22 protein-coding genes are annotated in these 24658 nt (G+C 68.7%); 12 read left to right on the plus strand and 10 right to left on the minus strand.

Translation table 11 applies throughout. From position 1 onward, the window contains the following. Positions 1-38 precede the first annotated feature (38 nt). Positions 39-251: a SlyX family protein gene (locus EV662_RS13620; protein ID WP_132463521.1), complete on the plus strand. Its 213-nt coding sequence runs from the start codon at positions 39-41 to the stop codon at positions 249-251. A gap of 7 nt (positions 252-258) precedes the next feature. On the opposite strand, the gene EV662_RS13625 is transcribed toward EV662_RS13620, so the two are convergent. Both EV662_RS13625 and dnaE read right to left on the minus strand, forming a co-directional pair. Then, positions 259-1104 (minus strand): glycosyltransferase, encoded by an 846-nt coding sequence (locus EV662_RS13625; protein ID WP_132463524.1) that lies wholly within the window; start codon positions 1102-1104, stop codon positions 259-261. 80 nt (positions 1105-1184) lie between these two features. Then, positions 1185-4721, minus strand: coding sequence for a DNA polymerase III subunit alpha (dnaE, locus tag EV662_RS13630; RefSeq protein WP_132463527.1), 3537 nt, complete (start codon positions 4719-4721; stop codon positions 1185-1187). Between the two features lie 327 nt (positions 4722-5048). On the opposite strand from dnaE, the gene EV662_RS13635 reads away from it, so the two are divergent. The 7 genes from EV662_RS13635 to EV662_RS13665 all read left to right on the plus strand — a co-directional run bounded on the left by EV662_RS13635 (position 5049) and on the right by EV662_RS13665 (position 11963). Further along, complete coding sequence (locus EV662_RS13635) at positions 5049-6569, plus strand: ABC transporter ATP-binding protein (protein WP_132463530.1); 1521 nt, start codon at positions 5049-5051, stop codon at positions 6567-6569. 9 nt (positions 6570-6578) lie between these two features. Next, a complete protein-coding gene (locus EV662_RS13640) occupies positions 6579-7664 on the plus strand; it encodes an ABC transporter permease (protein ID WP_132463533.1) in 1086 nt (361 codons plus the stop codon). After that, entirely contained in the window at positions 7664-8596 is a 933-nt protein-coding gene (locus EV662_RS13645; RefSeq protein ID WP_132463536.1) for an ABC transporter permease, read from the plus strand. The genes EV662_RS13640 and EV662_RS13645 overlap by 1 nt, the downstream gene beginning before the upstream one ends. Before the next feature lie 51 nt (positions 8597-8647). Continuing rightward, positions 8648-9721 (plus strand): BMP family ABC transporter substrate-binding protein, encoded by a 1074-nt coding sequence (locus EV662_RS13650; protein WP_132463539.1) that lies wholly within the window; start codon positions 8648-8650, stop codon positions 9719-9721. Between the two features lie 72 nt (positions 9722-9793). Beyond that, positions 9794-10888, plus strand: coding sequence for an NAD(P)/FAD-dependent oxidoreductase (locus EV662_RS13655; protein WP_132463542.1), 1095 nt, complete (start codon positions 9794-9796; stop codon positions 10886-10888). Then, a complete protein-coding gene (locus EV662_RS13660) occupies positions 10873-11532 on the plus strand; it encodes a DUF938 domain-containing protein (protein WP_132463545.1) in 660 nt (219 codons plus the stop codon). The genes EV662_RS13655 and EV662_RS13660 overlap by 16 nt, the downstream gene beginning before the upstream one ends. 74 nt (positions 11533-11606) lie before the next feature. After that, positions 11607-11963: a carboxymuconolactone decarboxylase family protein gene (locus EV662_RS13665; RefSeq protein WP_132463548.1), complete on the plus strand. Its 357-nt coding sequence runs from the start codon at positions 11607-11609 to the stop codon at positions 11961-11963. A 1-nt stretch (position 11964) separates the two neighbouring features. Here EV662_RS13665 and EV662_RS19580 read toward each other — a convergent pair whose 3' ends face one another. After that, entirely contained in the window at positions 11965-12606 is a 642-nt protein-coding gene (locus tag EV662_RS19580) for a Hint domain-containing protein (protein ID WP_165915595.1), read from the minus strand. A 205-nt stretch (positions 12607-12811) separates the two neighbouring features. Here EV662_RS19580 and EV662_RS13675 point away from each other — a divergent pair, with 205 nt between their 5' ends. Both EV662_RS13675 and EV662_RS13680 read left to right on the plus strand, forming a co-directional pair. Then, positions 12812-13243 (plus strand): EF-hand domain-containing protein, encoded by a 432-nt coding sequence (locus tag EV662_RS13675; RefSeq protein ID WP_165915596.1) that lies wholly within the window; start codon positions 12812-12814, stop codon positions 13241-13243. A gap of 79 nt (positions 13244-13322) precedes the next feature. Further along, positions 13323-13775 carry an EF-hand domain-containing protein gene (locus tag EV662_RS13680; RefSeq protein ID WP_165915597.1) on the plus strand — a complete coding sequence of 151 codons (453 nt, stop codon included), beginning with the start codon at positions 13323-13325 and terminating at the stop codon, positions 13773-13775. Positions 13776-13779: 4 nt separating this feature from the next. Here EV662_RS13680 and EV662_RS13685 read toward each other — a convergent pair whose 3' ends face one another. From EV662_RS13685 to EV662_RS13700, 4 genes are all read right to left on the minus strand, one after another. Then, the gene (locus EV662_RS13685) at positions 13780-16278 is read right to left on the minus strand and encodes a GcvT family protein (RefSeq protein WP_132463557.1); all 2499 of its coding nucleotides are present in this window, start codon (positions 16276-16278) and stop codon (positions 13780-13782) included. Positions 16279-16384: 106 nt separating this feature from the next. Next, positions 16385-17866, minus strand: coding sequence for a glycosyltransferase family 39 protein (locus EV662_RS13690; RefSeq protein ID WP_132463559.1), 1482 nt, complete (start codon positions 17864-17866; stop codon positions 16385-16387). Continuing rightward, complete coding sequence (locus EV662_RS13695; RefSeq protein ID WP_132463562.1) at positions 17863-19341, minus strand: glycosyltransferase family 39 protein; 1479 nt, start codon at positions 19339-19341, stop codon at positions 17863-17865. Before EV662_RS13695 ends, EV662_RS13690 begins: the two co-directional genes overlap by 4 nt. Positions 19342-19345: 4 nt before the next feature. Then, complete coding sequence (locus tag EV662_RS13700) at positions 19346-20332, minus strand: 2-hydroxyacid dehydrogenase (RefSeq protein ID WP_132463565.1); 987 nt, start codon at positions 20330-20332, stop codon at positions 19346-19348. Positions 20333-20432: 100 nt separating this feature from the next. Between EV662_RS13700 and EV662_RS13705 the strand changes: the two genes are divergently transcribed. Both EV662_RS13705 and EV662_RS13710 read left to right on the plus strand, forming a co-directional pair. Next, complete coding sequence (locus tag EV662_RS13705; RefSeq protein WP_132463568.1) at positions 20433-20951, plus strand: SH3 domain-containing protein; 519 nt, start codon at positions 20433-20435, stop codon at positions 20949-20951. Positions 20952-21014: 63 nt separating this feature from the next. Next, on the plus strand, positions 21015-21896 hold the full coding sequence (locus EV662_RS13710; protein ID WP_132463571.1) for a cation diffusion facilitator family transporter: 882 nt from the start codon (positions 21015-21017) through the stop codon (positions 21894-21896). A 50-nt stretch (positions 21897-21946) separates the two neighbouring features. On the opposite strand, the gene EV662_RS13715 is transcribed toward EV662_RS13710, so the two are convergent. Genes EV662_RS13715 through coaBC form a run of 3 tightly spaced genes read right to left on the minus strand, consistent with a single transcriptional unit; the run spans position 21947 to position 24656 of the window. Further along, a complete protein-coding gene (locus tag EV662_RS13715) occupies positions 21947-22996 on the minus strand; it encodes a HesA/MoeB/ThiF family protein (protein ID WP_132463574.1) in 1050 nt (349 codons plus the stop codon). Then, positions 22996-23463 carry a dUTP diphosphatase gene (dut, locus tag EV662_RS13720; protein ID WP_132463577.1) on the minus strand — a complete coding sequence of 156 codons (468 nt, stop codon included), beginning with the start codon at positions 23461-23463 and terminating at the stop codon, positions 22996-22998. The genes EV662_RS13715 and dut overlap by 1 nt, the downstream gene beginning before the upstream one ends. Next, the gene (coaBC, locus tag EV662_RS13725; protein ID WP_132463580.1) at positions 23460-24656 is read right to left on the minus strand and encodes a bifunctional phosphopantothenoylcysteine decarboxylase/phosphopantothenate--cysteine ligase CoaBC; all 1197 of its coding nucleotides are present in this window, start codon (positions 24654-24656) and stop codon (positions 23460-23462) included. Before coaBC ends, dut begins: the two co-directional genes overlap by 4 nt. Between the last annotated feature and the right edge of the window lie 2 nt (positions 24657-24658).

The following is a 24658-nucleotide window of genomic DNA, read 5'->3' on the forward strand; positions in this document are numbered from 1 at the left end:
AAGGGGGGCGGCGGGGCAAGGTGGCGTGGGAGTGCGGGATGGCGATGAAAGACGAGTTGACGGCGCTGGAAGAGCGGATCGCGCGCCTGATGAAGGAAACCGACGAGCTCTCGGACGAGATCGCCCGCCAGGGGCGCGAAATCGACCGGCTGCGCCGCCAGGTCGACCTGCTGCTGGGCCGCGAGGCCGAACGGGAATATGACGGCGGCGGGTCGGTGCCGCTGGTCGACCAGAAACCGCCGCACTGGTAACGCCGTTTCAGCGCGCGGCGGAGTCCTCTTCTTTCACGATGCCATGGGGCGTGTAGGCCTCGCCCGACTTGCGCGCGGCGCGGATCATCGCCTTGTGGCGCCGCATCCGCTCGGGGTCGGCATAGCCGCGCGGGTGGTCCAGGTGTACCAGCGGCGCCGAAAACCGCAGGTGCCGCCCGCGCACGCCGGCATTGTTCAGCCGGATGCCCAGATGCTTGTCCCCGCCGCCATACTTGATCGTCTCGTCATAACCGTTGATCGCCAGCAGGTCGCTGCGCCAGACCGAGGCATTCGCCCCGCACAGCGCGCGCCGCACCGGCGACAGGATCTCGAACAGCGCCATCACCGGCACCGGGAAGGGCCGCGTCTTGAGCCAGGTCGACAGCTTGCCCAGCGCCCGGTTCCGCCTCAGCCAGCCACGGTCGAAGACCTGCCCGCTGCGCACCATCTCGGGGGTGACGCTGGCGGTCGCATCGGCATCCAGCCGGATCAGGCTGCCGGTGGAAAACCGGCCCGGCCGCGTCAGGGCCAGGTGGCGGGCCACGAAATCGGGATGGATCATCACGTCGCCGTCGATGAACACCAGCACCTGGGCCGTGGAACTGGCGATCGCCTTGTTCAGGATCGCGTTTTTCTCGAATCCCCGATCCTCGTGCCAGACATGGCGCACTGGCCGCCCGTGCGCGGCCATCCGCGCGGCGAAGGCATCGACCACGGCCCTGGTCTCGGGGCCCGACCCGTCATCGGCGATGCAGATGCCATCGGGCATGACCCGCTGCGCCGCCACCGATTCCAGGCACAACCCCAGCGCCGCGGGGCTGTTATAGGTCGAGATGATCAGTTCCGAATGCATCGGTTCAGGGTCCAGAATGGTCGCGCGCCGTCATAGCCCACCCGCCCGGACAAGACCACCGCGCAACGCGGGCGCCCCGCTCAGAAATCCGCGACCATCGCCACGCCGGGCAACGATTTCAGCGCTCCCTTGACCTCCGGCGTCACAAGGTAGGTTTCGCGCAGTCCCAGGTAACAGTCACGCCGCTGCCGTGCCCCGTCGATTTCCAGGTCCAGGTTCAGCACCCGCAGCCGGATCGGCCCGCCCTTGCGGCCCCGGCCCGCGCGGCCAACCTGTTCCAGCAGCTTCTGCACGCTTTCGGCGGCCTCGGCGGTCTCGATGGTGATCTCGACCCCGGCCGGCCCCGCATCGGCGATGGATGCATCCATCGGCATCACGCCGCGGATCGTCGGGTCGAACTGGCCCTCGTTGAACCGGCCCTCCAGCGTCGCCACCACCTTGTCGGTCGTCTCGAACACATTCCGCGCGGCGGTCAGGTCGGCCTCTTCGCGGGGAAACATCGCCACGCCCGACAGTTGCAGGGTCGGGTCCGATACGTCCATGCGGAAATACCGCGTGCCCCGCGCGCTTTTCATCTCGCGCAACCCCGACACCAGGACGCCCACCTTCATCACCGCCGCGCCGCTGCGTTCGGCGCTTTCGCGCGCCGCGGCCAGGCTGAGCACGCCCTTGCGTTTCAGCGCGCCCATGTAATCGTCCAGCGGGTGGCCCGACAGGTAGAACCCGATCGCCTTGTGTTCTTCGGCCAGACGCTCGCCCGGCAGCCAGTCGCCGACCGGTGACAGCCGCGGTTCCGGCAGGTCGTCGCCCGCCTCGCCGAACAGCGACACCTGCGCCGAGCCGCGCTGGTCGTGCACCGCCGCCGAATAGGCCGCCAGCGCGTCCAGGCTGTCGAAGACCCGCCGCCGGTTCGGGTCCAGCTGGTCGAACGCCCCGGCGCGCGCCAGCATTTCCAGGGGCCGCTTGCCGATCCGCTTCAGGTCGACGCGCCGGGCGAAATCGAACAGCGTGGCGAAAGGTTTCTCTGCCCGCCCCTCGACGATCAGCTTCATCGCCTCGACGCCCACGTTCTTGAGCGCGCCGAGACCGTAGACCAGCTTGCCGTCCTTCACGTCGAACGTCGCCTGCGAACGGTTCACGCAAGGCGGCACGATCTCGATCTTCAGCCCGCGCCGCACCTCCTCGGCATAGATCGACAGCTTGTCGGTCAGGTGCAGGTCGCAGTTCATCACGCCGGCCATGAACTCGACCGGATGGTTCGCCTTCAGCCAGGCGGTCTGGTAGCTGACCACCGCATAGGCCGCCGCGTGCGACTTGTTGAAGCCGTAATTGGCGAACTTCTCCAGCAGGTTCCAGACTTCCAGCGCCTTGTCGTCGTCGACGCCGCTCTTCTTGGCCCCGGCGATGAACTTGGGCCGCTCCTCGTCCATCGCCTCCTTGATCTTCTTGCCCATGGCGCGGCGCAACAGGTCGGCGCCGCCAAGGCTGTAGCCCGCCATTTCCTGCGCGATCTGCATCACCTGTTCCTGGTAGACGATGATGCCCTGGGTTTCGTCCAGGATATGGTCGATCGAGGGGTGCAGCCGGTCGCGTTCGGAAATCCCGTTCTTCACCTCGCAATATTTCGGGATATTCTCCATCGGGCCGGGCCGATACAGCGCCACCAGCGCCACGATATCCTCGATGCAGGTCGGCTTCATGCGCCTGAGCGCATCCATCATCCCCGAACTTTCCACCTGGAACACCGCCACGGTCCTGGCGCTGGCATAAAGCTCGTAGGTCTTTTCGTCATCCAGCGGGATCTGCCCGATATCGTTCTCGGTGCCCTCGGTCGGTTCGTACAGCCGCGTGCCGTCCGCGCCCACATGCAGGGGCCGCCCGCCCTTGCGGATCAGGTCGATGGCGTTCTGGATCACGGTCAGCGTCTTCAGACCGAGAAAGTCGAATTTCACCAGCCCCGCCTGTTCCACCCATTTCATGTTGAACTGGGTCGCGGGCATGTCCGACCGCGGATCCTGATACAACGGCACAAGCTCGTCCAGCGGCCGGTCGCCGATCACCACCCCCGCGGCGTGGGTAGAGGCGTTCCGCAAAAGCCCCTCGACCTGCTGCCCATAGGTCAACAGCCGGTCGACGACCTCCTCGGCGCGGGCGGCTTCGCGCAGGCGTTCCTCCTCCTTCAGCGCCTTTTCGATGGAAACGGGCTTGACCCCCTCGACCGGGATCAGTTTCGACAGCTTGTCGACCTGGCCATAGGGCATCTGCAACACGCGCCCCACGTCGCGCACTGCCGCCTTGGACAGAAGCGCACCAAAGGTGATGATCTGCGCCACCTTCTCGCGGCCATACTTGCGCTGGACGTATTCGATCACCTCTTCGCGGCGATCCATGCAGAAGTCGATGTCGAAGTCGGGCATCGACACCCGCTCGGGGTTCAGGAACCGTTCGAACAGCAGCGAATAGCGCAGCGGGTCGAGATCGGTGATCGTCAGCGCATAGGCCACCAGGCTGCCCGCCCCAGACCCCCGCCCCGGCCCCACCGGGATGTCATGCTCCTTGGCCCACTTGATGAAATCGGCAACGATCAGGAAATAGCCGGGGAAGCCCATCCCCTCGATGATCCCCAGCTCGAAATCCAGCCGCTTTTCATACTCTTCCACCGGCGCGGCGTGCGGGATCACCGCAAGGCGCGCGGCCAGTCCCTCCTTGGCCTGGCGGCGCAGCTCCTCCACCTCGTCCTCGGCGAATCGCGGCAGGATCGGCTTGCGCTTCTCGGATTTGACCGCGCAGCGCCGGGCGATCTCGACGGTGTTCTCGATCGCCTCGGGCAGGTCGGCGAACAGCGCGGCCATTTCCTCCGCGCTCTTGAAATAATGCTGCGGTGTCAGGCGGCGGCGCGGGGCGGTCTGGTCGACATAGGCGCCCTCGGCAATGCAGATCAGCGCATCATGCGCCTCGTACATCTCGGGCCTGGGGAAATAGACGTCGTTGGTGGCCACCAGCGGCAGGTCCATCGCATAGGCCATCTCGACATGGCCGCGCTCGGTCGTCGCTTCGGCCGCGGTCAGCTGCCCCCCCTCGCCCGGGTGGCGCTGCAACTCGACATAAAGCCGGGTCGGAAAGGCCGCCGCCAGCCGCGCGACCAACGCCTCGGCCTTGGCGTGCTGCCCCGCCTGCAACAGCCGCCCCACCGCCCCCTCGGGCCCGCCGGTCAAACAGATCAGCCCCGCGGCATGCGCCTCCAGCTGCTCCGGCGTCACCTGCGGAAGCTCGCCCTGCTTGCCCAGGTACAGGCAGGAATTCAGCTTCATCAGGTTGCCGTAACCGGTCTCGTCCTGCGCCAGCAGAACCACCGGCGCGGGCGGCCGCGGCCGCTCGCCCGGGGCGGGCGGATCATACGCCAGGTCGACCTGGCAGCCGATGATCGGCTGGATGCCCGCGCCGCTGGCCAGAACCGAAAACTCCAGCGCGCAGAACATGTTGTTGGCGTCGGTCACCGCCACCGCGGGCATTCCGGCGGCCTGGCACAGGTCGGCCAGCTTCTTCACCCGCACCGCCCCTTCCAGCAGCGAGTATTCGGTATGCAGGCGAAGGTGAATGAATCGCGGCGCGGCCATGACGCGACTCTAGCCAGAGCCGCCGCCGGCGAAAAGCCCGCGTCCCGGTCTTTTCCTTTTGATGTCTTTTCCTTGTGAAAGTACTCCCGCCGGAGGCGCGCCCGGCACAGCCGGGCGCCCGGCCCAACGCCGGGCAAACGGGGCGCAGCCCCGTGCGGCCCGGGGGCGGGAGCCCCCCGGCTTCGGGACATCTCTGCCCGATTTCGCGGCATCTGCCCGGGGCCTGTGCGAAATGCCCGCCCGATCCGCCCCGAGACCGTTGCAGCGCCCTGCGCGTGCGGGCTAGTAAGCGACAGAACACGCAAGGGCCGCGGGGGACACCGCCGGGTGACATCGCTTCTGACAGTCGAGGGCCTGACCAAGGCCTATCCCGGGGTCGTCGCAAACGATCGCGTCAGCTTCGATATCGCCGAGGGCGAGGTTCACGCGCTTCTGGGCGAGAACGGCGCGGGCAAGTCCACCCTCGTCAAGATGATCTACGGCTTGGTTCAACCCGACGCCGGCCGCATGACGCTGCGCGGCGCGCCCTATGCGCCGCCCGAACCCAGCGCGGCGCGCGCCGCGGGCGTGGCCATGGTGTTCCAGCATTTCTCGCTGTTCGACGCGCTCGACGTGGCCGAGAACATCGCCCTGGGCATGGAAACCCCGCCGCCCATGCGCCGTCTGGCCGCCCGCATCCGCGAGGTCAGTGAAACCTACGGCCTGCCGCTGAACCCCGACCGGCTGGTGGGCGACCTGTCGGCCGGCGAGCGCCAGCGGGTCGAGATCATCCGCTGCCTGTTGCAGGATCCGCGCCTTCTGATCATGGACGAGCCGACCAGCGTCCTGACCCCGCAAGAGGTGGACATCCTCTTTGCCACGCTGCGCAAGCTCGCCGCCGAAGGCACGGCGATCCTCTATATCTCGCACAAGCTGGAAGAAATCCGCACGCTTTGCGACCGCGCCACGATCCTGCGGCTTGGAAAGGTCGTCGACAGCTGCAACCCGCGCGAAAAGACCGCCGCGGAACTGGCCGAGATGATGGTCGGCGCCAAGCTGACCGCCCCCGCGCGCGGGGGTGGCACCCCCGGCGACGTGGTGCTGGAGGTTTCTGGGCTGTCGCTGCCGTCTTCCACCCCCTTCGGTACGTCCCTACGCGACATCTCGTTTACCGTGCGGGCGGGCGAGATTCTCGGGATCGGCGGCGTGGCCGGCAACGGCCAGGACGAGCTTTTGGCCGCTCTCTCGGGCGAGGCGCAGGTCGCGCCCGATGCGGTGAACCTCAAGGGCCAGCCCATCGGCGCGCTCGGCCCCAGCCCGCGCCGCCGGATCGCCGTTCTCGCCGCGCCCGAGGAACGGCTGGGCCATGCCGCGGCCCCCGACATGAGCCTGACCGAAAACGCCCTTCTGACGGCGGCGATACGCGAGGGGCTGGCCGCGCGCGGCTTCCTGAAATGGCCCGCCGCCCGCGCCTTCGCCGAGAAGGTGATCGAGGCCTTCGACGTGCGCACGCCCGGCCCCGGCAATGCCGCGCGGTCGCTCTCAGGCGGCAACCTGCAGAAATTCGTGATCGGTCGCGAGGTGCTTCAGCGCCCAGAGGTTCTGGTCGTCAACCAGCCCACCTGGGGCGTCGATGCCTCGGCCGCCGCGTCGATCCGGCAGGCATTGCTCGACCTTGCGCAGTCGGGCACCGCGGTCATCGTCATCAGCCAGGATCTCGACGAGCTGATGGAAATCTCGGACCGCTTCGCGGCCCTGAACGAGGGCCGCCTGTCGCCGCCAAGGCCCGCGCAGGGCCTGACGCTGGAAGAGATCGGCCTGATGATGGGCGGCGCCCATGACATGGAGGTGGCCCATGTCGCCGAATAGGGGGCACGCATGATCCGGCTTGAAAAACGCCCGCAGCCCTCGCGTGCCTGGACGGTGGCAACCCCCATCCTCGCCGTGGCGCTGACCATGGTGGCGGGCGGTCTGATGTTCGCCGCCCTCGGCAAGGACCCGGTCGAGGCAATCCGCACGATCTTCTGGGACCCGCTCTTCAACGAACAGTTCGCCAGCTATTCCCGCCCGCAATTGCTGGTCAAGGCGGGGCCGCTGGTCCTGATCGCGATCGGCCTGAGCCTCGGCTTTCGCGCGGGCATCTGGAATATCGGCGCCGAGGGACAATACATCATGGGTGCGCTCGCGGGCGCGGGCGTGGCGCTGGCGCTCTATCCGCTGGAGGCTTGGTTCCTGTTTCCGCTGATGGTGATCGCGGGGGCGCTTGGCGGCTGGGCCTGGGCGATGATCCCGGCGCTGCTCAAGACACGGTTCCGAACGAACGAGATCCTCGTATCCCTGCTGCTGGTCTACGTAGCCGAGCAGATCCTCGCCTCGATGTCGCTGGGGTTGATGCGCAACCCCGAGGGCGGCGGCTTCCCGGGGAGCCGCAACCTTCAGCAATACCCCGCCGCGGCGAACCCCGAACTGATCGCGGGCACCGGCATGCATTGGGGCGTGGTCGCGGGCTTCATCGCGGTGATCACGGCCTATATCCTGCTCAACCGCCACATGCTGGGCTTCCAGATCCGGCTGACCGGGCAAAGCCCCCGCGCGGCCCGGTTCGCGGGCGTGAATCCGAACGCGCTGGTGCTGTTCTGCCTCGGAACTTCGGGGGCGCTGGCAGGGTTGGCGGGGCTGTTCGAGGTGGCGGGGCCGGCGGGCCAGATCAGCATCGACTTCAACCAGGGTTATGGCTTCACCGCGATCATCGTGGCCTTCCTCGGGCGGCTGCACCCGGTCGGAATCCTGCTGGCGGGGCTGTTGATGGCGCTGACCTATATCGGCGGCGAACTTGCACAATTCATGCTTGGGATCCCGGCCGCCGCGATCCAGGCCTTTCAGGGCATGCTGCTTTTCTTCCTGCTGGGGGTCGACGTCTTGTCCAATTACAACATTCGGCTGGGCCGGCGGGAGGTCGCCTGATGGATTTCGGCGCGATCAACCCGGTCGTTCTCATCGCCTCGCTGATGGTGGCCTCCACACCGATCCTCCTGGCCGCGATCGGCGAGCTGGTGGTCGAGAAATCGGGCGTTCTGAACCTCGGTGTCGAGGGGATGATGATCACCGGCGCGATCTGCGGTTTCGCCATCGCGGTGGAAACCGGCAGCCCGGCGCTGGGCTTTCTGGCCGCCATGCTGGGCGGCGCGGTGCTGTCGCTGGTGTTCGGGGTGCTGACCCAGGTGCTGATGTCGAACCAGGTGGCAACAGGGCTCGCTCTCACGCTCTTCGGGCTGGGCCTGTCGGCGCTGATCGGCCAGGGCTATGTCGGGATCAAGCCACCCGCGACCGACCGGCTCGACCTCGGGCCGCTGTCCGAGATCCCGGTGCTGGGACGCATCCTGTTTTCCCATGACCTGATCGTCTATCTCAGCCTCGCGCTGGTGGCCGGGGTATGGGCTTTCCTGCGCTATACCCGCGCGGGCCTGATCCTGCGGGCGGTGGGTGAAAACCACGACGCGGCGCATGCGCTGGGCTATCATGTCGTGCGCATCCGGCTGGCGGCCATCGCCTTTGGCGGGGCCTGCGCCGGGCTGGGGGGCGCTTATCTCAGCCTGGTGCGCGTGCCGCAATGGACGGAAGGCATGACCGCGGGGGCGGGCTGGATCGCGCTGGCCATCGTGGTTTTCGCCAGCTGGCGCGCGGGCCGGGTTCTGCTGGGCGCCTATCTGTTCGGCGGGGTGGCGGTGCTGCAGCTGAACCTGCAGGCCGCGGGGCTGGCCGTGCCGGTCGAACTCTTGTCGGCCTCGCCCTATCTGGTAACGATCCTGGTGCTCGTCATCATGTCGGCCGACCGGGGCCGCGCGGCGGTGGCCGCGCCCGCCTCTCTCGGCCGGGTGTTTCATGCCTCGACCTGAGGCGCTGCCAACCGGGGGCCTTCGGGCCTGCCATCAACAGGGGATAGAACCATGAACCGCAGAACGCTTCTTGCCTCCGCCGCGCTGGCGCTGGGCCTTGCCGGGACCGCGCTGGCCCAGGACAAGACCAAGGTGGGCTTCGTCTTCGTCGGCCCGATCGGCGATGGCGGCTGGACCTATGAGCACAACGAGGGGCGCCTCGCTGTCGAGGAGCATTTCGGCGACGCGGTCGAAACCGTCTACCAGGAAAGCGTGCCCGAAGGCGCAGATGCCGAACGCGTGCTGACCCAGATGGCCCTTTCCGGCGCCGACCTGATCTTCACCACGTCCTTCGGCTACATGGATCCGACGATCAACGTCGCGGCCAAGTTTCCGGACGTGAAATTCGAACACGCCACCGGCTACAAGCGCGCGGACAACGTGGGCACCTATTCCGCCCGCTTCTACGAGGGCCGCGCGGTGCAGGGCCACATCGCCGGCAAGATGACGGAATCGAACATCATCGGCTATATCGCGTCCTTCCCGATCCCCGAGGTCATCCGCGGCATCAACTCGGCCTATATCCATGCGAAAAAGGTGAACCCTGACGTCCAGTTCAAGGTGATCTGGGCCTATACCTGGTTCGACCCGGCGAAAGAGGCCGACGCGGCAACAGCACTTATCGAACAAGGCGCCGACGTCATCCTGCAGCATACCGATTCCACCGCACCGCAGGCCGCCGCCGAAAAGGCCGGTAATGTCTATACCTTCGGGCAGGCCTCCGACATGGCGGAATACGCGCCCAAGCCTCGGATTTCGTCCATCATCGACAACTGGTCGCCCTATTACATCGACCGCGTACAGGCGGTGATCGACGGCACCTGGGAAAGCGACGACACCTGGGACGGGATCGGCGCGGGCATGGTCAAGATCGGCGAGATTTCCGACGCGGTGCCGGCGGACGTCAAGGCCGAGGCCGAGGCGATGATCGAGGCCATCGCCAGCGGCGCGTATCACCCCTTCACCGGCCCGCTGAACAAGCAGGACGGCACGCCCTGGCTGGCCGAGGGCGAGGTGGCCGATGACGGCACGCTTCTGGGCATGAATTTCTATGTCGAGGGACTGACCGGCGAGATCCCGCAGTAACGCGGGCCGCTGAACCCAGCGGGCGCGCAGCCGGGGTTGTCCCGGGCCGCGCGCCCTGATCAGGTCGGACACATGGAAACGGATTTCATCGTCATCGGCGGCGGGATCGGCGGGGTGTCGGTTGGGGCGCGGCTGTCGCATCTGGGCCGCGTAACGCTGCTCGAGGGCGAGCGCGGGCTGGGCTATCATGCCTCGGGACGGTCGGCGGCGCTGTTCGACGAATGCCTTGGTGCGGCGCCCGTCGTGGAACTCAACCGGGCAAGCCATGCCTACCACGCCACGGCGAACGGCGGCGTTCTGTCGGACCGGGGGCTGATGGTGGTGGGCCGCGCCGAGGACGCCGAGTTATTCGAGGCAGACGTCGCCCATATGCACCTGCACCGGCTGAGCGTGGACGAGGCCCGCGCCCGGATGCCGATCCTGAACCCCGACCGCGTCGCCTTTGCCGGGCTGCACGAGGGGGCCTGGGATCTGGACACCGACCGGCTGATCCAGAACTTCGCCCGCGAGATCCGCGCCAACGGGGGCACCGTGACCACCGGCGCACGGGTCACGACGATAGCGCGCACCGCGACGGGCTGGCGAGTCGAGGCGGGACAGGATGTCCACGCGGCCCGCGTGCTGGTCAATGCCGCCGGCGCCTGGGTCGACGAAGTGGCCCGGATGGCCGGTGTGGCGCCGCTGGGCTTTACCCCGATGCGCCGGTCCATGGCACGACTGCCCGCGCCGGGCGACCACGATTTGCGAAACTGGCCGATGGTGGTCGGCGCGGGCGAGCGATGGTATTGCAAGCCCGATGCCGGCAAGCTTCTGGTCTCGCCGGCCGAGGAACACCCGATGGACCCGCACGATGCCTTTGCCGACGACATGGTGCTGGCCGAGGGGCTGGCCCGGTATGAAGAGATGGTGACAGAACCGGTGACACGGGTCGAAACGAACTGGGCGGGGTTGCGCACCTTTTCGCCCGACCGGCTGCTGGTCATCGGCTTCGACCCGGGCGAACCGGCCTTCTTCTGGCATGCGGGCCAGGGCGGCGTGGGCTTTCAGACCGCGCCCGCGGCCAGTCAGTTGGCCGCCGATATCGTCGCCGGCCGCCCGCCCGAAATCGGCGCGGGCCTCGCCGCGGCCTTCAGCCCCGCACGGTTCGCACCATGTCCCGCCGCCTGACCCTGCCCGACAGCGCGTCCGTGGCGACCCCGGGGACCGACGGGCGGATGCATGCCCCCTCGGCGGCCCGCAACGCCGAAGCGATCTGCGCGGTCATCGCCGCGCGCGGCCCGGCAACCGGCCGGGCGCTGGAAATCGCCAGCGGCACGGGCGAGCACGCGGTTCGGATCGCCGCCTGCCAACCGCAGCTGGCCTGGCAGCCTTCGGATATCGACCCGGAGCGCCGCGCCAGCATCGATGCCTGGGCGTCGCATTCGGGGCTGGCCAATATCCGCCCCGTGATCGCGCTGGATGCCTGCACCCCCGGCTGGGCCACGGCGCATTCGGGCTTTGACCTGATCTTTGCCAGCAACATCCTGCACCTGATCGGCCGGGCCGAGGCCGAAACGCTGATCCGCGAGGCTGCGGCCGCGCTGACCCCGGGGGGCGTTCTGATGATCTATGGCCCCTTTCGCCGCGCCGACGGGTTCGCCAGCGAGGGCGACGCGGCTTTCCACGCCAGCCTGACCGCGCAGGATCCCGCGATCGGCTACAAGTCGTCCGACGAGGTGGCAGAATGGATGCGAACTGCCGGGCTTGCGGTCGAACCGCCCGCGGAAATGCCCGCGAACAACTTGACACAGATCGCCAGAAAGCCCCGCTGACTTGACGCGGGTCAAGGCAGATGGCAGCCGAAGCTGATGTGAGCGACTCGAACTCGGACTTCTAGGAGACCACGATGGACTGGACCACCAAACGCGACGCCACCAAGGATCAGCTGCGGCGTCTGAACAAGGCGATCCCCGACGCGAGCCGCGCGTTCAGCGGGCTGGGCAAGGCGGTCAAGGAGGGCGGCGAGCTCGACTTCAAGACCAAGGAACTGATCGCCATGGGCATGGCCATCACCCTGCGCTGCGAGGCCTGCATCGTGCTGCACATGGAGGCGCTGGTGCGTATCGGCGCGACCCGCGAAGAGGTCGGCGACGTTCTGGCGATGGCGATCCAGATGGGTGGCGGCCCCGCCATGATGTATGCCGCCGCCGCGATGGAATGCTATGACCAGCTGACCGAGGAAAAGGCGCAGGCGGCGCAATAGGTCAGGGCGAGGTCACGCGCAGGTCGACACCCGTCACGGACCGGTACTCGGTCGGCGGATAGGCGGTCGGGTCGCGGGTCAACTGCGGAAAGCGGCGCAACAGCGCCTCTCGCTCGGCCAGTGCCAACGTTGCGATGACCCCGGCATCGGGGCTCAGGCTTTCGACCGGCAGACCGTTCGCGTTCAGCACCTGCGGGCTGTCGAACACGAACTGGTACAAGGTGAGGTCGTCGCGGGCGCGGTCGACATAGGCCGCGTCCGAACGGCCCGCGATCTCGGCCGCGGGGACCAGAAGCTGTGCCTCGTCCGGCCAGCCCGCCACGCGCCAGCCGGGGATCAGCACCCGGTGATCGGGCGCCACGACAAGGTCGTTCCGGGGCATCATCGGGCCCAGCGCGCGCGGCTTCAGCCGGATCGGGGCCAGCGCGGGGTTCGCCCGCAACGCCTCGGCCGACAGGCGGCGGCGCCAGACCAGCCGCACGGCCTGCAAGCCGTTCGTGCGCGTCACGATCATGTCGCCCGGGCGCACGTTCTCGACCCGGCGGGGGCCGCAGGGGGTGCGCAGGTTCGCCCCCTCTGCCAGCCCCCCGGGAAAGGCCGACGCCCCCGCGATCATCGGTTCGATCTGCTCGACGAAACTCATTTCGCGGTTCCTTCTGCCGTCCCCACAAGGCTGGCCCGGCTTTGTGGCGGGAATGGGGAATGCCCGTGAAATTCCCGGACAATTCGACCGTTCACGGGCGACTGTTGCCGCACCTTCGCCGTGCGACGATCCGCCACGCCCAGTTGCGCCCCCCCCCCTTTGCGGCCTAACTGATTCCCAAAGCCGCCCCGTCAAAGGAGCCCCCATGCCCCGCCTGCCTGCCATTGCCTTCGTGCTTGCCGCTATCGCCGGCCCGGCCTCTGCCCAGGACACGGCCGGTGCGTTCTTCATGCAGGTCTGGGACCTGGACCATGACGGTACCGTGACCCTGGCCGAACTGGAACGCATGCGCGGCAACGTCTTCGGGCGGTTTGACGTGAACGAGGACGGCGCCCTGGATGCCGCGGAATACGCCCCCTTCGACGCGGCGCGGATCGACGAGGCCGAGGGGTTCGAAAGCGCCGAAATCGCTCGCATGACCCGGATCGCCGACGGGCTGTCGCTGGCGCGCAACGACGCCGATGGCGACGGCCGCGTCACGGCCGAGGAATTCCGCGCAGGCGCCGCCGACTGGCTGGCCGCGCTGGATGCCGATGGCAGCGGCGATATCGGCCCCGCCGATTTCGCCACCGACTAGCCGCCCGCCCGCGCAGTTGCCTGAACGCCCCGCGCGGCCTATTCCTTGTGGGACAGACGCCCAGCAAGGAGCCGTTGCCATGCCCCGCCTCGTTCCCACCGCGCTTGCCCTTGCGCTGCTTGCGACCGCTGCCCAGGCCGGCGGCTATTCCGGCGCGACAGGCGGCGCTTTCCAGGATCGCTTCGTCGCCGAATGGGACCGCAACGGCGATGGCGCCGTCACCATGGCCGAGATCCAGCGTTTTCCGCCGCGGGTCTTCGCCCGCTTCGACAGCGATGGCGACGGCCTGCTGGACCCACGCGAAACCGCGCGCTTCGACGCCCAGCGCCAGGGCGACCTGCGCGCGGTCGGGGGCCGCTACCGGGCCGAGGTCGCGCGCATGGCCGGTGGCGTCACGCTGAAACGCAACGATATCGACGGCAACGGCCGGATCAGCCCGTCCGAGTTCCGCTTGGGCGGCGCCGACTGGCTGGCGCTGCTGGACCGCGACGGGAACGGCGAAATCACCGCGGTGGATTTCGCCGCCCGCTGACGCGTCAGCCGTCCGCCCGGATGCGGGCGTTCGTGGGGTCGTGGGGGCTGTCCTCGACGATTTCGCAGGGCCACAGCTTGTCCAGCATCCGAACCATCAGCCGGGTCCCCGGCACCGCAAGGTCGGGGCAGACATATCCCATGCCGATCGATTTGCCGAAGGCCACCGAATACCCGCCCGAGGTCAGCCGGCCGACCCGCGTTTCGCCGTAATACAGCGCCTCGCGGCCCCAGGGGTCGGCATCCGCGGGCCCGTCGATCAGGAAGGTCACGCATTTCGACCGGACCCCGGTCTTTTCCATCGCCGCGCGCCCGTGAAACTCCTTCGACAGGTCCACGAACCGGTCCAGCCCCGCCTCCAACGGCGTCGCGTCGCGCCCCAGTTCCGTGCCGAAGGCGCGATAGCTTTTCTCCTGGCGCAGCCAGTTCTGCGCCCGCGCGCCGACCAGCGCCATGTCGTGCCTGGCGCCCGCCTCGATCAGCAGGTCCCACAGGTAATTCTGCATCTCTACGGGGTGGTGCAACTCCCATCCCAACTCGCCCGTATAGGCCACCCGCAGCGCCCGCACCGGGCACATGCCCAGCTCGATATTCCGCGCCGAAAGCCACGGGAACCGCTTGTTCGACAGCACCGTGGCGGGGTCGGCATCCTTGACCACCTCGTTCAGGATCGCCCGCGCGTTCGGCCCGGCCAGCGCGAACACCCCCCATTGCGTGGACACGTCGTGGATGTCGATCCAGCCGAGTTCCCCGCGCTTGTCCTCGGCGGCCTTGACCAGGAAATCATGGTCGTAGGCGGCCCAGGCCCCGGCCGAGACAAGGTAGTATTCATGCTCGGCCAGCCGGACGATCGTGTATTCCGTGCGCACCGTTCCCGCCGAGCTCAGAGCATAGGTCAGGTTCACCCGGCCCACCTTGGGCAGCGCGTTGCAGGTGAACCAGTCAAGGAAGGCCGTCGCCCCGGGGCCGCGCACCAGGTGTTTCGTAAAGGCGGTGGCGTCGATCAGCCCGGCGCGTTCGCGGATCGCGCGGGCCTCGGCCTCGGCGTATTGCCACCAGCCGCCCCGGCGAAAGCTGCGCGCGTCGTGGTCGAAACTGTCGGGCGCATCGACCGGGCCGTAATAGTTCGGCCGCTCCCAGCCATTCACCTGCCCGAACTGCGCGCCCCTGGCCTTCTGCCGGTCATAGGCGGGCGAGGTGCGCAATGGGCGGCAGGCCGGGCGTTCCTCGTCGGGGTGGTGCAGGATGTAGACGTGTTCATACGCCTCTTCGTTCTTGCGCGCGGCATATTCGGTGGTCATCCAGTCGCCGTAGCGCTTGGGGTCGAGGCTCCCCATGTCGATCTCGGCCTCGCCGTCCACCATCAGCTGGGCAAGGTAATGCCCCGCACCACCGGCGGCGGTGATGCCGAAGCTGAAGCCTTCGGCCAGCCACATGTTGCGCAAACCCGGCGCGGGGCCGAGCAGCGGGTTGCCGTCCGGTGTATAACAGATCGGGCCGTTGTAATCGTCCTTCAGCCCCACCTCTTCCGAGGAGGGGATCCGGTGGATCATGCTCATGTATTCCTCTTCGATCCGCTCCAGGTCCAGCGGGAAGAGGTCGGCGCGGAAGCTGTCGGGGCAGCCATATTCGAACCGCGCGGGCGCATTGCGTTCATAAGGCCCGAGAATCCAGCCGCCGCGTTCCTCGCGCACATACCACTTGGCGTCCGCATCGCGCAGGACCGGGTGTTCGGGGTTGCCATTCTTGCGCCATTCGACAAGCGCAGGGTCGGGTTCGGTGACGATATACTGATGCTCGACCGGGATCGCGGGCATCTTGATCCCCAGCATCCGCGCGGTGCGCTGGGCGTGGTTGCCGGTGGCGGTCACGACATGTTCGGCGGTGATGACCACGGTCTCGTCGGTCGGCACCAGGTTGCCGCCCTTCTCGGCCATCTTGGTGACCGTGACCTTCCACTCGGATCCGGTCCACTCATAGCCATCCACCTGCCACTTGCGTTCGATCGCCGCGCCGAACTGGCGCGCGCCCTTGGCCATGGCCTGCGTAACGTCTGCGGGGTTTATATAGCCATCGGTCGGGTGATAGATCGCGCCCTTCAGATCGTCGGTGCGCACCAGCGGCCAGCGCTCCTTGATCTGGGCCGGGCTTAGCCATTCGAAGGGCACGCCAACGGTTTCCGCGGTGGTGGCGTAAAGCCGGTATTCGTCCATCCGCGCGTCGGTCTGCGCCATGCGCAGATTGCCGACCACGTAGAAACCGGGGTTTAGCCCCGTCTCCTCCTCCAGCGTCTTGTAGAACTTGATCGAGTAGTCGTGGATATGCGTCGTGGCATAGGACATGTTGAAATAGGGCAAAAGGCCCGCCGCATGCCACGTGCTGCCGCTGGTCAACTCGTCGCGTTCCAGCAGCATCGTGTCCCAGCCGCGCTTGGCCAGGTGATAGGCGATCGAGGTGCCGACGGCGCCGCCACCGACCACCAGGGCTTTGACATGGGTCTTCATGGGCCTTCACTCCCGCATTCGGTTTCTTGCCCCCACTTATGCAGGAAAACCGGGGCGCGGCGGAGGCCATCCGACTCCCCATCGTGCGAAACCGACGCCGGGCGGATCAGCCCGGGGGCCGGCCGAAATCGAACAGCAGAAAACCGACCGCGCGGGTTTCGTCATCGGTGAACCGGTAGGGCAGCACCGCCTCGCCCGTCAGCACGGGCGCGGGCAGCGCATCGCCGGGAAAGCCGTGTTCCTGCAACTGGCGCAGCAACACCCCCGGTCCGCGGCCATCGTCGATCAGCAGAACGCGGCCCGAAGGCGGGTCCAGCCGCCGGGTCGGAAAGGGCGGGAACGCCTCCCAGCCGGGCCGGTGCAACAACAGGTTGCCGGTGAAGTAATGCGGACCCAGCAGGGGCGGCGTATCAGGCACCGCGGCCTCGATCGCTTCGGCCAGCACATCCACCCGAAGCGAATCGCTGCCCGCCCCGCGCAAACGGGTGTCTGCGATCGCGGCCAGCAGCAACAGCGCCAACCCCACCATCCCGCGCAGGAAATTGCGATAGCTGCGGGCGCTGGCGGCGCGGAAGATGACGATCATCAGCGGCGGCAGGCCCAGCATGAACAGCGGCAGCAGCCAGCGCGCCCGCACGAAGGCGATATTGCCCGCCACCACGCCCAGCGCGACCAGAACCAGCCCGATCAGCGCCGCGCGCATCAGCAGCGTTTCGGCCGGGGCCGGGCGCGACAGGCGCCAGGCCGCGCGCCCGCCGAGGCCAAGGGCCAGCAGGATCGCGATGCCGGCGGACAGCATCTCGACCAGCGCGCCCTGCACCAGGTGGCGTAGCCCGGCGCCCCAAACGGCCGCGGCCTCTGCATCCCCGCCGCGCCGGAATTCCCAGACATCCGAGAAGGTCGCGCGCGGATCGCCCAGCATCAACCCATAGGGCACCGCCACCACCAGCAACGCGGCAAGCGCGGACAGCCACAGCCTCCGGTCACGCAATACGGGTCGATAGGCCGCCATGCTGGCCGCCGCCAGCAGCAGCGCGGGCGGCACCAGCCAGTAGTTCGGCTTGGCCAGCCCCCCCAGCCCCACGACCAGCCCGAACAGCAGGAACGCCCCCGTCCCCGGACGCCGCAGCAGGTAAAGAAAGGCCGCGACCGTCGCCGAGGTCATCGCGGCGAGCGCAATGCTGTGCGACCCTGTGCGCTGCGCCCACCATGCCAGGTTCGGGATCAACGCCAGCGCCAGCGCTCCGACGACCGCCAGCCGCGCGCCCGAAACGGCCCTGAGCGCGGCAAACATAAGCGCATAGGCGACGAACAGCATCAGGTTCTTCGCCAGGATCAGGCCCAGCGTGTTGACCCCGAACAGATCGAAGAACGCGCTTTGGTACCAGTTGTAAAGCGGCGGCTGCGACCCGAAGGCAAGGTGCCAGTCGCGCGACAGGACCACCATCTCGGCCTCATCGGCCTCGAAACTGCCGCCAAGCGCAAGCCGCAGCGCCACCTGTGCCACGAAATAGACAGCGAGCGCCAACAGGAACGGCGCCGCGACCGGGCGCGCATGGGCCGGGGCGGTCCGGGACGCGCCGTTCATTCGACCGCCGGCATCTCGGCCAGCACGTAGCGCAGCGCAAGCCGCGCGTCCGAGTGGCCGTGCGGCAGTTCCAGCGCACCCTCGGCCAGCACCGCAAGCGGTGCGGCATTGCCCCAGCCCGCCTGGGCGATCCCGGCCCCGAGATTGGGCGGTACCTCTTCGCGCAGCACGAACAGCACCGGCCCGCCCCCGAAGGCGCGCGCGGCAAAGGGCAGATACGGGGCGATCCGCCAGTCCGGCCGCAGCCGCGCGATGTTCCCGGCGGTATAGAACTCGGCCACGACCGGCGTGTCCGGCATCGGCGCCACGGCCTGCAGCGCCGCAGGCAGCGTCGCGAAATCGACGTCGCGCCGGGCCCCGGGCTTGTAGCGGTCATAGGTCAGCCCGGCCATGACCAGCACGGCCAGCAGCGCCACACCGATCACAATGCCCCGCCCCGCCCGCGCACCCAGCCGCGGTGCCAGCCAGACGAACAGCCCCGGCACCAGCAGGAACGCGATGGGCAACAGCCAGCGTTGCGTCATCTGCCCCATGCCCGAAAGCCACACTCCGGCCGCCACCGCCAGCACCAGCAGCAACGCCCCCCGCAGCAAGAGCGCCGCGCCCCCCGGGGCGGGCAGGTCCCGCGGCCCGCGCGCCCGGCCGACCAGCCAGAGCAGCGCCCAGACCAGAAGGGGCAGCGCCACCAGCGCCAGCCCCGCCTCGGCGCTGCGCGCCAAGCCTTCCGCGGATGCACCGGCCGCGGGCCCCGCGGCGGTACCCAGGTCGAGCTTGCCCACCGACGCGAAGGCCAGGTCGCGGTTGCCGATCATCCAGGCATAGGGCCCCGCCACGATGGCCAGCGCCAAGAGCGGCGCGACCAGCGCCCGCGCCGACAGCAGGCGGCGGCGCATCGGCGCGATCGTCAGCCCGGCCAGCAGCAGGGCCACCGGCACCAGCCAGAAATTGTATTTCGCCAGCCCGCCCAGCCCGACCGCCAGGCCCAGCGCGATCCAGGCCGCCCAGGCCCCGCCCCGCACCGCCCACAGGAACGCCGCCAGTGTCGCCGCCGAGGTGGCGAACAACATGTTGGAATGCGTTGTCGCCCGCTGCGCCTCCCAGGCGATGTCGGGCACCAGGAACAGCGACAGCGCCCCCAGCGCCGCCACCCCCGCCGGCAACCACAGCCGGAGGCCGAGGAAAACGCAAAGATAGCTGAGCCACAACAGCCCGTTCTTCAGCAGCGACAGGGCCAGCAGCGAACGGCCGAAAACCTCGAAGGCCCCGAGTTGCAGCCAATTGTACAGCGGCAATTGCGGCCCATAGCCCCACCGCAGGCCCGGCGTCATGACCATCATCTCGGCCTCGTCGGTTTCCAGCGCGCCGCCAAGCCCCAGGCGCAGCACGGCCTGCGCCGCGAAGTAGGCGGTGATGGCCAGCAGGAAGATCAGCGCCACGCGCCGGTCGCCGCGGGCGGGCATGTCGTTACCGGTCATCGTGCTAAAGCATGCTCGGCACGACAAGGTCCGGCGGGCGGTGCCCGTCGGCAAAGGTCTTGATATTGATGATGACCTTTTCGCCCATCTCGATCCGCCCCTCGACGGTCGCGGATCCCATATGCGGCAACAGCACCACGTTCGGCAATTCGCGCAGGCGCGGGTTGATCTCGTGACCATGCTCGAACACGTCCAGCCCCGCGCCCCCCAGTTCACCGGCCCGCAGCATCCGGGTCAGGGCGTTCTCGTCGATCACCTCGCCGCGCGAGGTGTTCACGATCACCGCGTCGGGCTTCATCAGTTTCAGCCGCCGCGCGTTCATCAAATGGAAGGTGGACGGCGTGTGCGGGCAGTTGATCGACAGCACGTCCATCCGGCTGACCATCTGGTCGAGGCTGTCCCAATAGGTCGCTTCCAGCTCGTCCTCGATCTCGGGGCGCAGCCGCTTGCGGTTGTGATAATGGACCTGCATCCCGAAGACGCGCGCACGCCGTGCCACCGCCTGCCCGATCCGGCCCATCCCCAGGATACCCAGCCGCCGCCCGCCGATGCGCCCGCCCATGAAAGCGGTGGGCGCCCAGCCATGCCAGGCCCCCGACTGCATCACGTGCAGGCCCTCGGGAATGCGGCGCGTGACCGCCAGCATCAGCGCAATGGTCATGTCCGCGGTGTCCTCGGTCACCACGCCCGGCGTGTTCGACACGAGAATCCCGCGCTGCCGCGCGGTCTGAACGTCCAGGTGGTCGATTCCCGCGCCGTAATTGGCGATCAGCTTCAGCCGGTCGCCCGCCGCGGCCAGCATCGCCTGGTCGATCTGGTCGGTCACGCAGGGCACCAGAACATCGGCCCGCCGCATCGCCTCGACCAGGTCCTCGCGGCTCATCTTGCGGTCGGGGGCGTTCAACTCGACGTCGAACAGCTCCTTCATCCGGGTCTCGACCGGCTCCGGCAGGCGTCGCGTCACGACAACACTCAGGCGTTGAGCGGGCATCCCGGGGTCTCCTCCAGCTTTCCAATCGCGGGTGTCAGTGGCAAACTGTCCGAGATCGGGGCGCGGCACAAGACCCCGGGCAGGAACGGGCAGAACACGAATGGCAAATCGGGTCGCCGGACGGGCCGCAGGCGCGGTGCTGGCATGGCTTATCATCCTGTCGGGCCTGGCGGCGCCGGGGCTTGCGGCCGAACGCGGGCAGGTCACCAACCTGCCGCTGCCGCGCTATGTCTCGCTCAAGGCGGCCGAGGGCAACGTGCGCCGCGGCCCCAGCCTCAGCCACCGCATCGACTGGGTCTACAAGCGCCGCGGCGTGCCGCTGCAGATCACCGCCGAATACGGCCACTGGCGCCGCGTCCGTGACAAGGACGGCGCGGGCGGCTGGATGCATTACTCACTGCTCTCGGGCGTGCGTACGGTGATCGTCGAGGACGACATGCTGCCGCTGCTGCGCCTGCCGCAACCCGACGCGCAGGTGCTGGCCCGGGCCGAACTGGGCGTGATCGCGCGGCTGGGCGAATGCCGGCCCGCCTGGTGCCGGATCACCGCGGACGGGCGGTCGGGCTGGGTGCCGAAATCCGCGCTTTGGGGCGTTGGGCCCGACGAGATCCGCGAGTAGGCTTGCGGCCTCGGCGCCTCGCTTGCTACTCCGGGGTCACCTTCGCGCCCAAAGGCCCCGCCCATGCCCCATGCCACCCGCCTGAACCTGTCCGCCGGGATCGCCTCGGTCATCACCGCGCTGGCGCTGGTGGGGCTCAAACTGTGGGCACTCGGCGAAACGCAATCGCTGTCGGTCGCGGCCTCGCTGGCCGACAGCGCGCTCGACCTGATGATGTCGCTGGGTGCGCTGGCGGCGATCTTCTACGCCGCGCGGCCGCCCGACGACGATCACGCCTTCGGCCATTCCTCGGCCGAGGATCTCGCCGCGCTGGGACAGGCGGTGTTCATCCTCGCCTCGGCCGGCGTGATCGCGTTCGCCGCGATCGGGCGGCTGACCGCGGACGCCCCGGTTCCGCTGACCGCCGAGGGGCGCGGGATCGTGGCCATGACACTGTCGATCCTGCTGACACTCGCGCTGGTCCTGTGGCAGCGCCGCGTCGCGGCACGCACCGGCAACCGGGTGGTGCGTGCCGATTCGCTGCACTATCTCGGCGATCTTCTGCCCAATCTCGGCGCGATCCTCGCGCTCTGGGCCTCGGCGCAGTTCGGCCTGGTGCGGCTGGACGCGGCCATCGCGCTGGCCGCGGCGGCCATGCTGGCGGTGGGCGCGCTGGGCATCGGCAAGGGCGCCTGGGACGCGCTGATGGACCGCGCCGCCGACCCCGACGTGATCGCCCGGATCGAGTCGCTCGCCCGCAGCCAGCCGGGCGTCCACGGCTTTCACGACCTCAAGACCCGGCGCGCGGGCAGCCGGCTGTTCGTGAACCTGCACGTGGAACTGGACGGGCAGCAAAGCCTGAACGCCGCGCACGCCATCGGCGCCGCCCTGAAACACGCGATTCTCGCCGAATTCCCGGGCACCGACGTGATCATCCATTTCGATCCGGTCCGGGACGGTGACTGACGGCGTCTTTTTCTTGGTGGAAATACTCCCTGCGCGGCGCGCATCCGCCGTCAGGCGGATTTGACGCCATCACAGACCGGGCAGTCCGCCCGCCGTTTCAGCGCGATCCCCCGCGTCTCGCCATACAGCGCGTCATAGATCAGCATCCGGCCACCCAGCCCCGCGCCCGCCCCGGTCAGCGCCTTGACCGCCTCGACCGCCATCATCGCCCCCATCACGCCGGGCAGCGGGCCGACAACGCCCGCCTCGGCGCAGGACGGCGCCAGCCCCGGCGCCGGGGCCTGCGGAAAGACGCAGGCGTAACACGGCGTGCCGCGAGCAGGGTCATACAGGCTGATCTGGCCTTCCCACTGGCTGATCGCGGCGGCGATCAGCGGCTTGCCCAAGGCGACCGCCACCCGGTTGGCCAACTCGCGCGTCTCGAAATTGTCCGAGCCGTCCAGGATCAGGTCGTATTCCGCGAACAGCGCCCGCGCGGTTTCCTCGTCCAGCCGCCGGTTATAGGGCCGGACCTCGACAAAGGGGTTCTGCGCCTCGACCGCCGCCTTGGCCGAGAACACCTTGGGCATCCCGATCCGCCCGTCGATGTGGATCACCTGCCGCTGCAGGTTGGAATTCGCCACGTTGTCGTCGTCGATCACCCCCAACGTGCCGACCCCGGCCGCGCCCAGGTACAACAGCGCGGGCGAACCAAGCCCCCCCGCCCCGATCACCAGGACCTTGGCCTGTTTCAGCGCCTTCTGCCCCGGCCCGCCGATCTCGCGCAGGACGATATGGCGGGCGTAGCGGTCCAGTTCCGCCGGCCGGAAGGTGCCGGGCTGGGGGGCCGAGGCGGCCTCGGGTTTCTGCGCCCGGCGCTTCAGGGCGCGCAACCCCGCGCGATAGGCCAGCACCGCCGCCACCGCCAGCCCCAGCGCGAACCACCCCTCGGGCGTGCCGCCAAGGGCGCGTTTCAGCGGGTGGGTCGCGGGCATCAGCACCTGCACTCCCAACACGCCCAGGTACAGCGCACCGATCATCGCCCAGCGCGCGCGCCGGGAAACCTTCATCAGCGCGCACAGCCCCCAAAGCGCCAGCGCCAACCCCAGCACAAGCCCCATCAGCCGCGCCCCGTCGACCCGAAGCCGCCCTCGCCGCGTGCCGTCGCCTCCAGCGCGTCGACCACCGCGAACTCGGCCTGCACCACGGGGGCCACGATCATCTGCGCAATCCTGTCACCATGGTGAATGGTGTAGGGCGCCCCCCCGAGGTTGACCAGCAGCACGCCCAAGGGTCCGCGATAATCGCTGTCGATGGTGCCGGGCGTATTGGGCAACGTGATCCCGTGTTTCAGCGCCAATCCCGACCGTGGCCGGACCTGCACCTCGAACCCGGGCGGAAAGGCCATGCGGAACCCGGTCGGCACGATTCGGCGCTCCATCGGGGCCAGGGTGAAGCCCGCCGCGCGGATATCGGCGGGCAGGTTGGCGCGGATATCCGCCCCCGCCGCCCCCGCGGTCTGATAGGACGGCAGCGGCAGGTCGCGATCGGCCCAGTCCTCCCACACGATCCTCAGCGTGGGTCTCATGCCAACGCCTCGGCGATCCGCTGGGCCAGGCGCCCCGCGACCTCGTCCTTGCTCAGGCGCGGCCAGGTCTCGGCGCCCTCGGCGGTGATCAGCGTCACCTCGTTCTCGGCGCCGCCCATGATGCCGGTCGCGGGCGACACGTCATTCGCCACGATCCAGTCACAGGCCTTGCGGTCGCGCTTGGCGCGGGCATGGGCCTCGACGTCATGGGTTTCGGCGGCAAAGCCCACCACAAGGCGGGGCCGCCCCTCGGACATGCCGGCCACGGTCGCCAGGATGTCCGGGTTTTCCGCGAATTCCAGCGCGGGCGCGAGGCCGGTTCCATCCTTCTTCATCTTCTGGCCAGCCGCGTTTGCCACGCGCCAGTCCGCCACGGCGGCGGCGAACACGGCGGCATCGGCGGGAAGTGCTGCCTGAACCGCCTCCAGCATCTCGCGCGCGGTTTCCACGCGCACCACCTCGACGCCTGCGGGCGGCGGTACGGTCGCGGGGCCCGTCACGAACACGACCTCGGCCCCCAGCCCCGCCAAGGCCCGCGCGATCGACGTGCCCTGCGCCCCCGACGAGCGGTTGGCGATATAGCGCACCGGGTCGATGGGCTCATGCGTGGGCCCCGACGTCACCACGACCCGCCGCCCCCGCAAGGGACCGCCCGCCAGCGCCGCCTCGATCGCGGCCAGGATCTCGGGCACCTCGGCCATGCGCCCCGGCCCGTATTCGCCGCAGGCCATGTCCCCCTCGTTCGGGCCGACGAAGGCCACGCCGTCACCACGCAAGGTCGCCACGTTCCGCTGCGTCGCCGGGTGCTGCCACATGCGCACGTTCATCGCGGGGGCGACCAGAACCGCCTTGTCAGTCGCCAAAAGCAGGGTCGAGGCCAGGTCGTCGGCCTGCCCCCCGGCCATCTTCGCCAGCAGGTTGGCCGTGGCCGGTGCCACCACCACCAGGTCGGCCGCGCGCGACAGCTGGATATGGCCCATCTCGGCCTCGTCGGTCAGATCGAACAGGTCGCGATAGACCTTTTCGCCCGCCAAGGCCGACAGCGACAGCGGCGTGACGAACTGTTCGGCCGCGCGCGTCATCACCGGGATCACCCCCGCGCCGCGTTCGCGCAACCGGCGGATCAGGTCCAGCACCTTGTAGGCGGCGATCCCGCCCGAGACGATCAGCAGAATGCGTTTGCCCGCCAGCATGG

It is taken from the genome of Rhodovulum marinum (genome assembly GCF_004343075.1).
GTDB lineage: Bacteria > Pseudomonadota > Alphaproteobacteria > Rhodobacterales > Rhodobacteraceae > Rhodovulum > Rhodovulum marinum.